This window comes from Polaromonas sp. P1_F1 (assembly GCF_056405795.1).
Window position 1 is genome coordinate 42,910 of sequence record NZ_JBFUBJ010000008.1, and the last position, 12,371, is coordinate 55,280.

7 protein-coding genes are annotated in these 12,371 nt (G+C 57.3%); all 7 read left to right on the top strand.

Features of this window, described 5'->3' with window-relative positions; all coding sequences use genetic code 11:
- Positions 1–459: 459 nt before the first annotated feature.
- The 7 genes from AC1DZE_RS19170 (at position 460) to AC1DZE_RS19200 (ending at position 12,369) form a co-directional block, all read left to right on the top strand.
- Positions 460–2,394: a UvrD-helicase domain-containing protein gene (locus AC1DZE_RS19170; protein ID WP_477700432.1), complete on the top strand. Its 1,935-nt coding sequence runs from the start codon at positions 460–462 to the stop codon at positions 2,392–2,394.
- Between the two features lie 10 nt (positions 2,395–2,404).
- Positions 2,405–5,701, top strand: coding sequence for a hypothetical protein (locus AC1DZE_RS19175; protein WP_477700433.1), 3,297 nt, complete (start codon positions 2,405–2,407; stop codon positions 5,699–5,701).
- Positions 5,685–7,571, top strand: a complete 1,887-nt coding sequence (gene drmB / locus AC1DZE_RS19180) for a DrmB family protein (protein ID WP_477700434.1) — start codon at positions 5,685–5,687, stop codon at positions 7,569–7,571. The genes AC1DZE_RS19175 and drmB overlap by 17 nt, the downstream gene beginning before the upstream one ends.
- A gap of 5 nt (positions 7,572–7,576) precedes the next feature.
- Complete coding sequence (locus AC1DZE_RS19185) at positions 7,577–9,325, top strand: nuclease-related domain-containing DEAD/DEAH box helicase (protein ID WP_477700435.1); 1,749 nt, start codon at positions 7,577–7,579, stop codon at positions 9,323–9,325.
- Positions 9,326–9,551: 226 nt separating this feature from the next.
- A complete protein-coding gene (locus AC1DZE_RS19190; RefSeq protein ID WP_477700436.1) occupies positions 9,552–9,839 on the top strand; it encodes a hypothetical protein in 288 nt (95 codons plus the stop codon).
- A gap of 197 nt (positions 9,840–10,036) precedes the next feature.
- Positions 10,037–11,230, top strand: coding sequence for a GmrSD restriction endonuclease domain-containing protein (locus tag AC1DZE_RS19195; RefSeq protein WP_477700437.1), 1,194 nt, complete (start codon positions 10,037–10,039; stop codon positions 11,228–11,230).
- Entirely contained in the window at positions 11,227–12,369 is a 1,143-nt protein-coding gene (locus tag AC1DZE_RS19200; protein WP_477700438.1) for an AAA family ATPase, read from the top strand. Before AC1DZE_RS19195 ends, AC1DZE_RS19200 begins: the two co-directional genes overlap by 4 nt.
- The last annotated feature ends 2 nt before the right edge of the window (positions 12,370–12,371 follow it).

The window sequence follows — 12,371 nt, forward strand, 5'->3', positions numbered from 1 at the left end:
GCCCTACGGGGTGAAAACCCTCGCAATCTCCCGATTGCACCGTGCGGCAGGCCATCGCGGTTCTCACGGTAGGCTTTAAGCCGGCGCCTGCAGATCTGATAGCGCGCATTCCCCCCTCTAAATAGAGGATGGACACATTCCAGACCATCGGAAAAGATGTCCAACAAGGAACTTCTGGCGGGTATGAGGCCGGCCAGGAAAGAAAATCATGAGCACCGAACCCACGCCGCATGTCCTGGAGAGCCTCCGCAGACTACGGCTGCATAATGTTACAAACGCTGGAGGTCGTAGATGAAGAGAGGGACCGATTTTTGTAGGTGTGTGATCTTGGGGCTGAGCCTTGGATGTCCCCTCCGAGTCCGTTCGCTCTGCAGTCGGCAATGAGAGCGGCGATGGCCAGAGTAAAAGATGTCGAGGGTGCCTGATGGCCCCGGGAGGGTTCCCGTTCTCACTGTCGCCTTGAGCGCGCAGCAGCGCTCGGTCATAGAGGCGTCTCCTGATGATTGGCTTCTCGTGGTCGCGGGCCCAGGCACCGGCAAGACCCAGGTCGCCTCGATGCGTTTGGTGCATCTACTTCGCTCGGGCTTACATCCCTCGCAGATCTTGGTTTTGAGTTTTTCGCGCAGCGCGGTGGCGACTCTGACGCGGCGAATCAAGAATCTCGATCTGAAAGACGAGGCATTGCTTGAGGACCTGAGGCATCTTTCCATCCGGACATTCGACTCCTGGGCATTCCGCATGCTTCGGCAGTCAGGCTCGCTTCCCGCTGAATTGCTGCGAAGAACGCATGACGAAACTATTGCGGAGGTCTCCGAACGACTGGCAGACCCTGCCGATGATGCCCTGGCAAGCCGGCTGGAGAGCGTGCGCCATGTGATCGTTGACGAATTTCAGGATCTGCCTGGCGTGCGCGCCAGAATGGTGACTGAACTACTTAGCAGGCTGAACGGTGGTGGGAAGACAAAGATCGGATTCACGGTGCTGGGGGATCCAGCGCAGGCGATATTCCGATTTGCGGAGAGAGTCCAGGATGGCGCACCGCCGACAGACCCCTGGGAGGACCTGAAGAAGCGCATGGGTATTGGGCTGATCGAGATCAGTCTGGAGAAGAACTACAGATCCACCGAGCAGCTGGCAACTCTCGCTGGAAGCATGCGAAAAATCTTGCGTAGCAACTTGCTCGATCCGGCAAGAAAACTGAAAGCCATGCGAGACTTGCTCGATCGACTGCCTGTATCGCCGACGGGAGAACGGATTGATTCCGAGTGGATGTCGCATCTGCCGCAAGGCTCAGTTGCGATCCTGACGCGGACAAATGGCGAAGCGATGAGAGTCGCCACAATGCTTCTTGGTCAGGCGGAGGGCCTCCCTGCGGTGAATTTTCGTCTCAAACTCTCCGGCGACGGTGTCCATGCGCCAGCGTGGATTGCTGCACTTCTCTCCCAATATAAGTTGCCTACCATCGCGCGGACAGTGTTTCCGATGCTGCATGCACATGCGGAGGCTAACCTTGATATTTCCGTACGTGCCGTGATCGCAATACCAAGCGTTGAGCAGGCTTGGCGAAGACTTGCGCACGCAGCGGGACAGTCGGACACGGCAGCTTCGATTGATATGGGGGACGTTCGTCAGCGCCTCGAATGGCCCGATTCATTTCCGGATGACGAGAATCAGGCCGCAACGCAGGTGCTGGTGACCACCATCCATCAAGCCAAGGGCATGGAGTTCGACAACGTCGAGTTGCTCGAGTCGCGACCGCGCAAAGACGACGATTCGCCGGCCGATCCACTCGAAGAGGCCAATATTGGCTTCGTGGCCATTACCCGCGCCGGGCTTCAGATCCGGCGCCTGCCTGCGGAGAGCATCTACAGGGCGCTCAACGACACGTCCTTTCTTCACGGAAGGTCCAGACAGGTCGGCTGGGGAAAAATGCTGAACCTCCAGATCGGGCTGCGGGGCGATATCGATGCGACGAGCTTTGTGGACGAGGAAATCCTCGGCGGTGAGGCGAAAGTCCACGAAGTGCAGCAGACGCTGCTTCGGCAAGCATCTGCATTGCGGGGATATAAGGTGGCACTTCGGCGCGCGACTGCCGTCCCGGAGTCAGGAAGGCACAGGGATGCCCGTTACGAGCTAGTACTGCAGGGTGGTGAACTGGACGGACTGGTGCTGGGCCGGACCGCTTGGCAGCTGACGGAGGATCTGCTGAATGTGCTGTGGAATCGGGGTTACGGGATGCCCAAAAACATCTACAACCTCCGCGTTGGGGAGGTTGTCACGCTGACATCAACTCGTGACGAGCATCGTGCTATCCCAGACCCTTGGCGTTCGAGCCTTATCTGGCTCGGAGTGACCTTGTTCGGTACGGGAGACTTCAAGCTCTGGAAGCGCTAGGGACAATGAAATGACGCTCGAAGAAACCAGACAGTCGTTGGTGCAATTGGCCGGAGCACTTCTGGTTGGCCCACTTGTGGCCGACGAAGTACTCCAGTCGGCACCGGCAGATACATATCTCACTGGCATCCTTTGGCCGCAGGACGCCCCAGTCGATGGGGCCGATGATGATGGAGAGCTTGGTGGCCAGGGGGACGCCGAGGCTGGCGAAGAATCTGCGGTGCCTGGTTACCGGGCGATTCGACCCTGCTCGATTGGCCTCACGTTCGCGGTCGAGAAAGGCGCGACTGTCCTTGTGACGCTCGGTGATACTGCTCGCTATGAGCCGCTCGACGTCAGTCCGTCTGATAGCGCAGGACAAGAAGGAGAGACGGCTGCCAACAAGGCCGGGGCAGCCAGCGAGTCATCTACCTCGAGTTCACGACGCGAATGGAAGCGCCTTCCGGTTGGCTACAAGATCGAGCTTCCCCCTACGGCTGCCTCTGGAGTCAGGCGGTTGAGCAGATTCCAGCGTATCAGCGACGGGACTGAAGTCGAGGATTCACGATTGTCCTTGCACGTGAAGTGCCGGGTCGGTTCCGTACAGGACATGTACACCGTTACGCTCATCAACGAGCAGTTCGACGAACGCGGCGCGAGTGGTCGGGATGCGCGATGCCTATTCCAGGCAGAGCTGGTGATTACTGCTTTGACTGAGGGCCGCGGGGGCATCCGACCTCGACCGGCTGTTGACATTGAACAAGAGGCAGACGACGACGCTCGTTCGAACGCACTTCTCTACCGAGACGTGCATGAGTTTGCCGTCGGGCATGGCGTGGCGGCAGATTGGGCGCCATCAAACGGGGATCGCGTCGAGCAAATTCGGACAGCATGGTTGCCACTTCGGCGAGTCCCGGGCACGACGTCTGCAGGGCATCGGATGCTCGTTGATTTCCGGACGAAATGGCCAGATGCGCTCACTGCGCGCTTTCTCTCTGACGAGGCTCGACGAGGCCCGGTAACCGATTCGTTGATGGCATTCGCCGACTGCTACCGACAATGGATCAAGGAGACGTTGGAGCCGCGACTGGGCAACTTTCACCCACCTCTCGCCGCTGCGGCGCAGAGTAATCTTGATCGGTGTTTGTCCACCGCAGACCGGATTGAGGATGGCGTGAAATTCCTGCGCGGAAACGACGAGGCATGGGCGGCGTTCACGCTGGCGAACTCCGCGATGGATCGTCAGGCTACCTACCCAGCCAAGGGGAAGAACGTCCCACCATTGGTCTGGCGACCTTTCCAGCTCGCATATGTGCTGTTGGTACTTCCGGGGTTGACCGATCCCGAGCTCGACGATCGAGAGTTCATGGATTTACTCTGGTTTCCCACCGGAGGCGGCAAGACCGAAGCGTACCTCGCACTGACTGCCTATCAGATATTTCTCAGAAGGCTCACTGACACGCAGCGGCGCGAACAGGGCGGGGTAGATGTCTTGATGCGGTACACGCTGCGCCTCCTTACTGTGCAGCAGTTTCAACGCGCGGCCGCCCTGATCTCCGCATGCGATGCAATCCGCCGTGAAGACACGAGGCTGGGTGCTGCGACAATCAGTATCGGGTTGTATGTGGGCAAGGAGGCGACACCGAATTCGATGAAGGACGCGCTCAAGGCGTTGGAGGAAGAGCGTGCCAGGCAGAACCCCAGGTCCACACCGCGCCAGCTTCTGCGTTGCCCTGTATGCGGATCGGATTTGGCCGCCACAGCTTACCGACCGCATGCCACCCATGCACGAATCGACATTGTTTGCGAGGCAAAGGAATGCGCGACCCGTGGTCATCCCTTGCCAGTGCTGACTGTCGACGAAGTCATCTACGCCAACCCCCCATCGCTACTGATCGGAACGGTGGATAAGTTTGCCCAGATCCCTCGTCGAGGCGATCTGCGCTCCATTTTCGGTCTGGATGGTGGCTTGCCGCCCGGACTGATCATCCAGGATGAATTGCACCTCATTTCCGGACCACTTGGCTCGATGGCAGGGTTATACGAGGCGGCCATCGACCTGTTGTGTTCGAGGGGGCCGGTTCGGCCAAAGATCATCGGATCTACGGCGACGATCGGAAGAGCGGCAAGCCAGGTAAGAGCACTCTTTGACCGGAGCGTTCTCCAGTTCCCGCCTCCAGGCTTCGATGCAGGCGACTCCTTCTTTGCTGTCCGCGATTCCGTTGGGCCGGATCGCCTGTATGTGGGCATATCGACTGCCGGTCGAAGCCCCAAGTTCGCGTTGCAGGCTCTCGTAGCGGCGCTTTCGCAAAGCATCGCCGCTCTGACCGAACGTGAGCATCTTGACGACGCAACACGGGATGCGTATTGGACATGTGTGTGCTATTTCAACAGCTTGCGTGAACTCGGGGGCGCCGATGTCTTGGTGCAGGATGACGTGCCACGACAAATGCGCTTCCTTGCCGGCCGCTTGAGCGTCGCTAGGCGAGACTTTCGGGAGCCACCGATGGAGCTCAGTAGCAGGCGGTCGTCCAGAGAACTCCCGCAGTTGCTGCAACAAGTCTCGACCACTCTGGCTCAGTTCCATGCAGATCCGTTCCAATATGCACCTCCACCGGACAACGTACTGGCGTCGAACATGATCTCCGTCGGGGTCGACGTTCCGCGGCTGGGTCTTATGGTGGTGAACGGGCAGCCCAAGTCGACTGCCGAATATATCCAGGCGAGCAGTCGGGTGGGGCGTGGCATCCCGGGCTTGGTGTTCACTTTGTACAACTTTGGGAGACCGAGAGATGTTTCTCATTTCGAGCACTTCCAGCCATATCACGATGCGCTGTACCGGAACGTCGAGGCAACGAGCGTGACTCCCTGGGCTCCGCGCGCGCGCGACAAGGCACTCCACGCTGCAGTGATATCTGCGGTGCGCCACTTGGTGCCGGGCATGTCCGGCGATGATGACGCGATTCGATTCCACGCGGATGATCCAGGTGTCGTCGCCCTGCTAGGCAGCATCGCTCAACGAGTGCGCGATGCGGTTGGCGACGCGGAGGGTGAGGAAACCGAAGAAGACATTCGTGCAATCGTCTCGGAGTGGGCGCGACGCAGTCATGAGGCGAGAACGACCGGGATGCGTCTCCGATACTGGGAGCGCAGGGCGCCTTTCGGCAAGACCGCGCCGCATCTGATGAGTTCTGCCGAAGACGGTGGCAGGGTGGGAACGCTATCGTGGCCGACACCGAACACGATGCGGGAGGTCGAGCCCTCTTCGGCGTTCGTTCTGAAAACGATCTCCAAGAAGAAGGAGGTGCCAGATGGCGACACACAGTAAGAAGTACTCGGCGCGATCCCCAAGTGCTTCCGCGCCCGTCGGCGTGGAGCCACTGGGAAAAGTTCGCCGATCGCAGCTGATCTCCACTTATGGAATCGGCGCGATCGTTGATCTGGAAAAAGGGTCATTCATGCCGATGGGGCTGGATGATCTGGACGCTGCCACGCGATCACCTTCCCTGATCGTTCACGAGGCCAGGCTCGCTGCGCAGCTGGGAGTCGAACACTTCAGATTGCCACCTGTGGCTGCAGAACTTGCGGGAGGGCAAGTGGAAGCGCGCAGTTCGATGCCTGCGATTCGGTTTCCTCAGTGGCATGAATGTCCCCAATGTCACCGTATCGGAACACAGGGCGAGCCATTCGAGCTTTCCCCCGATGGAAACCGGCTTGAGTGCAAAGCACATGGCAAGGGTGTTCCGACGACTCCGGTGCGTTTTGTACTCGCTTGTCGGAACGGTCACATCGACGAGTTCCCGTGGGTCTGGTGGGCTCACCGTAAGCGGGATGGTGGGGCGTGCGGTCGGCCCTTGCTCGAGCTCACGTCTCTCGGGAAGTCGGCGGCACTCGCAGATCTCCACGTGCATTGCAAGACTTGCAATTCCTCGGCATCCCTGGGAGATGCCTTCGGGCCAGAGATCCTCCGTGGCCAGAAATGTCGAGGCGTCAGGCCTTGGTTGCATGATCGGGAAGAGGGTTGTGATCAGACTCCACGCGTACTCCAGCGCGGTGCCTCGAATGCGCACTTCGCAGTAGTGGTGTCGGCGCTCTCGATCCCGCCCGTCTCGGAAGGGAACTTCCAGATCATCGAAAGCCAATGGCTGACTCTTGCAGCGCTGCCGGCGGAGGCCGTTACGCCGGTGCTCAATGGGCTGGCGGCCAGCTTCGGGGTTCCTGTCGAAGCGCTGCTTGCTGCGTTCAAAGAAAAGCAGAAGATCGAAGGAGTCACCGAAGGTCGCACAGATGCGGGAGCCAGAGCCGAGGAGTATGCAGCCCTGTCTGCGGACCGTGACGATCCTGTCGTGGGAGGAATTCCCCCGAACTTCTGCAACGCAGTCAGCAAGCCGCCACCGGGTCTCGCCAGCTGGTTCGACCTGGTGGGCGCAGTCTCGCGTCTGCGAGAGGTTCGCGCGCTCGCGGGTTTCACTCGAATCGATCCGTTTCCGGTGAGCGGCGAGCGCGTCGCAGAGGCAGTGCGCGACGGCCACATTTCCCCTCTGTCCAAGCGTGAGTACAACTGGCTGCCCGCGGCCGAGATTCGCGGGGAAGGAGTCTTTCTGAGATTCCGCACAGACGCCATAGATAGGTGGATCGAGGCCAGTCCGGGGTTGCAACCGCGGATTGCTACCCTTGAGCAGCGATCACACAGCGTGGCCGAACAGCGTGGCTACGAGCGGGACTACCGCATCACCGCTAGGCTCTTGCTTGTGCACTCGTTCGCGCACGCGCTGATACGAACAATCTCCATTGACTGCGGTTATTCCGCCTCAGCTTTGCGCGAACGTCTCTATATCCGTGAGGCTGACGCCAATGGCCCCGCAATGAATGGCGTGCTCATATACACCGGCTCCCCGGATTCGGAAGGAAGTCTAGGTGGGCTGGTACGTTTGACACGACCGGAGCACATCAGCAGGATCGTGATGCAGGCAGTCCGCACCGCACACTGGTGCGGCAGCGATCCGGTCTGTCTTGAAACGGATTCGGCGCAACACGGGGACAGGATCAGCGGTGCTGCCTGCCACACCTGTCTTCTCGTACCGGAAACCGCCTGCGAGAAATTCAACAGGGAACTTGACCGGACGACGCTCGTCGGATCGGCGGAAGAGATGGATGGTCCCGGCTGGAAGGGCTTTTTTCATTTGCATGGAGACTGACCGGCATGGCGATCCTGATCCCTGAGCAGCCCAAAGAATGCACGTATGGTGAACGCAGGGTATATGAAAAGCTCGGACGCGACCTCGAGCAGGACTGCGTTGTACTGCACTCCCTCGGGCTTCACAGGCACGCCTCCAAGATCTGGGGCGAAGCAGATATCGTGGTCATCTCCATGCGCGGTATCTTCGCCCTGGAAGTTAAGGGCGGAAGGGTCTCATGCGACAAGGGCGTCTGGATATTCGGCGATCCGGGTTCGCCTTCGTACACAAAGCGTGAAGACCCGTGGAGTCAGGCCAAGACTGCAATGTTCGCGATCCAGAAGCAACTGGTCGAAGGTGACCTTGCTTTCAGAGATATTCTCTTCGGATTCGGTGTCGTCATGCCGACGGAGACATTCACGGCCACGGGTGCTGAAATCGAGCAGAAGGTTCTGCTGGATCATCGAGAGTTCCGCCACGACGTGCGTCAGTTCATTGGCCGACTTCAGCGCCACTGGACAGAGGAGTATCTCCGAAAGCATGGGCGAGCGCCGCGCCTTCCGACCAAGGCCGAGGTCCAGCTCGCAAGAAGACTGCTGCGGCCGGACGTGGAGTCTTGCTTCAATCTTGGAAGCTATCTCACCGGCGTGGAAAACACGATCATTCATCTCACGAATGATCAGATACGTGCCTCTAGGCGAATGGCCGCAAATCCGCGGACCATTGTCCGCGGAAGAGCGGGCACCGGCAAGACCGTCATTGCGGTTGACCGGGCCCGGCAGCTTGCGGCTCAGGGATGCCGCGTGCTCTACCTCTGCTTCAATCAACTTCTCGCCCGGCACTTGACACTGGCGCTCGGCGCAGATCCCGCGGCTAAGGCGATCGAAGTTCGCCATGTGCACGCCCTGTACAAGGAGGTAATTGATCGTGCGGGACTCGCAGATAGATTGAACGCCAAGGTCAGCGACGAGGAACTCTTCGCTGAAGTCTTTCCACGCACGTTTGTCGAAGCGGCGATTCAATGCGATCTCAAGCCCTGGGACGCACTAGTGATCGACGAGGCGCAGGACCTTCTTACTCCGGACAATATAGATGCCTTCGATCTGATGCTTGGCGCGCCAGGTGTCAATCGCGGTCGTTGGCACATATTCTTCGACCGCTATCAGAACATCTATGACACCGAAATCCAGGACCAAGTCGAGAAGCGTCTGCGCGAAGCCCAACCGGCATACGACGACTTGTTCGAGAACTGTCGCAATACCCGTCAGGTAGCGATTCAAGCGTCAATTCTTTCGGGAATCGACTTAGCCATCGAAGGTGCGCCGAGCGGACCAGAATGTCACAATATTTACGCCAAGAGCCGCAAGGCCATGATTTCCGAACTCGAGTCCGCAGTGGCGATGCTGACGAAGAGGGGAGTCAAACCCGGCGACATCGCGGTCCTGTCAACAAGACGGCGTGCGCATTCCCTGGTAGCCGAGATCGCTTCGCTCTCGAATGTGCCCCTGGTTGATGTCGGCGACGCCGGAGCTGGGGACATGCTTTTTTCGACTATGCATTCGTTCAAGGGACTGGAAAGATCGGTAGTGCTCGCTATCGACATGGAAGGCATGGGGAAGCCTGAATGCTCCATGTTGCACTACGCGGGTCTTTCTCGCGCCAGAGGGTTGCTCCATGTCTTCCTTTCATCTGATCAAAAGGCGGCCTATGACAAGCAGGCCAGCGCTTTTGCGCAACGAATGGCGGCAGCTTCCGGGAGTGAGCATGTCGGTTGACGACTTCTCCAGCGAACCAAAGTGTGGGTGCGCGTATCACTCCTCAATCCCCCCCTGCTTTAAACCAAGCAGGGTAGTGCCACGTGGGTCGGATGTGGACGGAATTCAACAATATTGAAAAGCTGCGATATGAAAAAGGCATTTTGTACGAATGGACTAAGAAAAATATGGTTCCGTGAGCGTTAAACGGTGAGAACTTCAGCGAGTTGTTAACAGGGAGAACAAAGTGAGAGAGCTTTTCGAGAAATGGGAAAAGGATGGGCCTCCTGATCTGAGGGAGTTCGTGAAGCAATTTGGCCAATTGAATGCCGACCTCGAGGAGTTGCAGAACTTGCTTGATGTTGCCAACAAAAAAAAGTGGCCCGCAGAGATCATTGCTGTCATTAAGGCTGCCGTGGGCCAGCTTGATTTCAAAAAACGCATCAAGGCTAAAGATCAGAGCGAAGAAATTGCCAAGGTTGCCAAAATTAGGGCCGACTCGCTGGATGCCAAACGAGTGAAATACAAACCTTAAATTGAAAACCGTTTGTCTTGAGTTGGGGCGATAACGCCCACGCAGGACCGGTGGCAAGGCGGCGTGCAGCGCAAACACCGATCAAGCATCCATCCGGGCGAACTGGTTTCCAGTTTTTTGGCAAGCGTTGTAATGTCACTCTGAATAACCGCCATACTTAGGGCTCCAAACGAAAGCCGCATCACTGAGGGACACCCATGCAGAATGAGTCATCACTACCGGAACAGGTTGAACTTGACGCAACTTTGGCGTCGACGGCAATCGAAGAAGAAGATCTCGGCCAAGCGAACACTGAGGCTGTTCCTTGGGATCCGAGCAAAATTCGGATAACCACGAAGTACTTTTCTCTGCGCGAAGCAGTGGCGCAGATCCAAGTCGGTGATATTGATCTTTCCCCCGACTTCCAGCGCGACTATGTGTGGAAACAACGCCAGCGCACGAAACTCATTGAGTCGATCTTGCTTGGCATCCCCTTGCCCGCATTTTATTTCAATCAAGATGATGATGGTAGGTTCCAAGTGGTGGACGGCGTCCAGCGACTATCCACGGTTTCGCTATTCATGGATAACGGGCACGTTCTTGATAAGGGCGATCTGGAATACCTAAAACACCTTCACGGCGCCACTTTTTCCATGCTGGAGCCGGCTGACTTGCGCCGAGTTCAAACCGCACAGATTGTGGTTCACGTTATCGAGCCGCAGACCCCAGATGAAGTGAAGTACGACATTTTCGGACGCGTAAATACGCTGGGTGAACCTCTCTCGACCCAGGAAATCCGACATGCGATGAGTAAGTCAAGGTCCCGCCTCTTTTTGAAAGACCTGTCAGAGTTGCAGGTCTTCGATACGGCTACCGGGTGGAGCTACTGGGGCCTAGATGTGAACGGCATGCGAGTCAGAAATACCGCTCGGATGGCGAATCGAGAACTGGTACTGCGCTTCTGCGCACTTAGACATTACACGGACGAGGAGTACCGAAAGCACAACGGCTTGAACTCATTCTTGGTTGACTACACTAGGCGTCTCGATAGCCTACCGGCAAAAGGCCCGCCAATTACTGACGACGAGCTTCACACCTTGCGCCTGGATTTCGAACAAGCTATGAACAACGCGCACGTTATTCTTGAAAACCAGGCGTTTCGTCGTCTCTCATCAAAGGCAAAGCGGCGCAGTCCAATCAGTCGGGCTGTTTTCGAGTGCCAGGCGGTCGCTTTTGCGGACTACCGGCTTAGAGAGTTGTTCCCCAAAGCAGAGGCCATTCGCGCGGCGTTCTGGTCCGCGTTTGAGGACCCCGAATACGTGAGATCGGTGACAGTCGGGACTGGTGACCCCAGAGCCGTGCAAGGAAGGATTGAACGCACACGGGCAGTTTTGGCTGGGGCACTTAAGTGATCTCGGAAGTAACTATTCACGGCTTCAAGCGGTTCCATCATCAGCAATTTGATGTGTGTCCGCTAACCATACTGACTGGTCTGAACGGATCCGGTAAAACATCATTTATTCACGCCCTCTTACTGGTCAAAAGAGCCTCGGCATACCCGCTAAAAACGGAAGTGGGCCTGAAGGATTTGTTTGGAGTGGACCTCGGAACTGCTGCAAGCGTTCGCAATTGGACGTCTACTGAAATCATTGAAATCAGCATGCGCGCTGATTCCAATATCACCTGCACATGGAAATTTGGCGTGCCTGCTGATGAGGCTCTGTATTTGTCGGTGCAGAATGCCCCCAACGAGCTGCCTACAGCCTATGTTGAGGAGCCAAGGGCATTTACATACCTATGTGCCGAGCGACTCGGCCCCCGGTTGGTACTCGCTGATTCCCCGCACTCCTCCGAATCTTTGGAGGTCGGTGTGCGTGGAGAGTTTTGTGCGCAGATACTGGGATCACTGGGAAGTAAACCGCTCGAAGACAAGCAACGCATACACCCTGAAAAAGATGAGGACAGACCCAGTTTTTTGAAATATGAAGTCGAGCGCTGGTTGGGGCAGATCGCTCGCCCGATCGAGATTGATCCGGTGTTCTATCCAGGTTCGGCTTTTACCGCGCTTCAGTTCCGTAGCCCTGGAGGGGAATGGGTTCGCGCTCCCAACATGGGGTTTGGCGTGTCTTATGCTCTGCCTATTATTCTTGCAGGTCTTACGGCGCGGCCTGGTGGTCTCCTCGTCGTTGAAAATCCGGAAGCTCACCTACATCCCGCTGGTCAATCGCGTATGGGCGTTTTTTTGGCATGGCTCGCTGGGCGGGGCGTTCAGGTCATCTTGGAAACTCATTCGGATCATGTACTCAATGGTGTTAGAAGAGCTATCGCTGAATATGCTTATCTGTCTCATGAGAAGGCACTTGTTCATTTTTTTGATCCCGTCGGTGATCACGCGTCTGCTGTACAACATCTTAAATTTTCCGCGGTAGGGTCGGTCTCCGACTGGCCGCGCGGTTTTTTTGATCAATATCAAATCGATGTCTCCACACTTGGACGCCTTCGGCGGCCAGCAGTTGCCGTACCAGTTTCAATAGCTCCAGAGGGGGGCTGAAT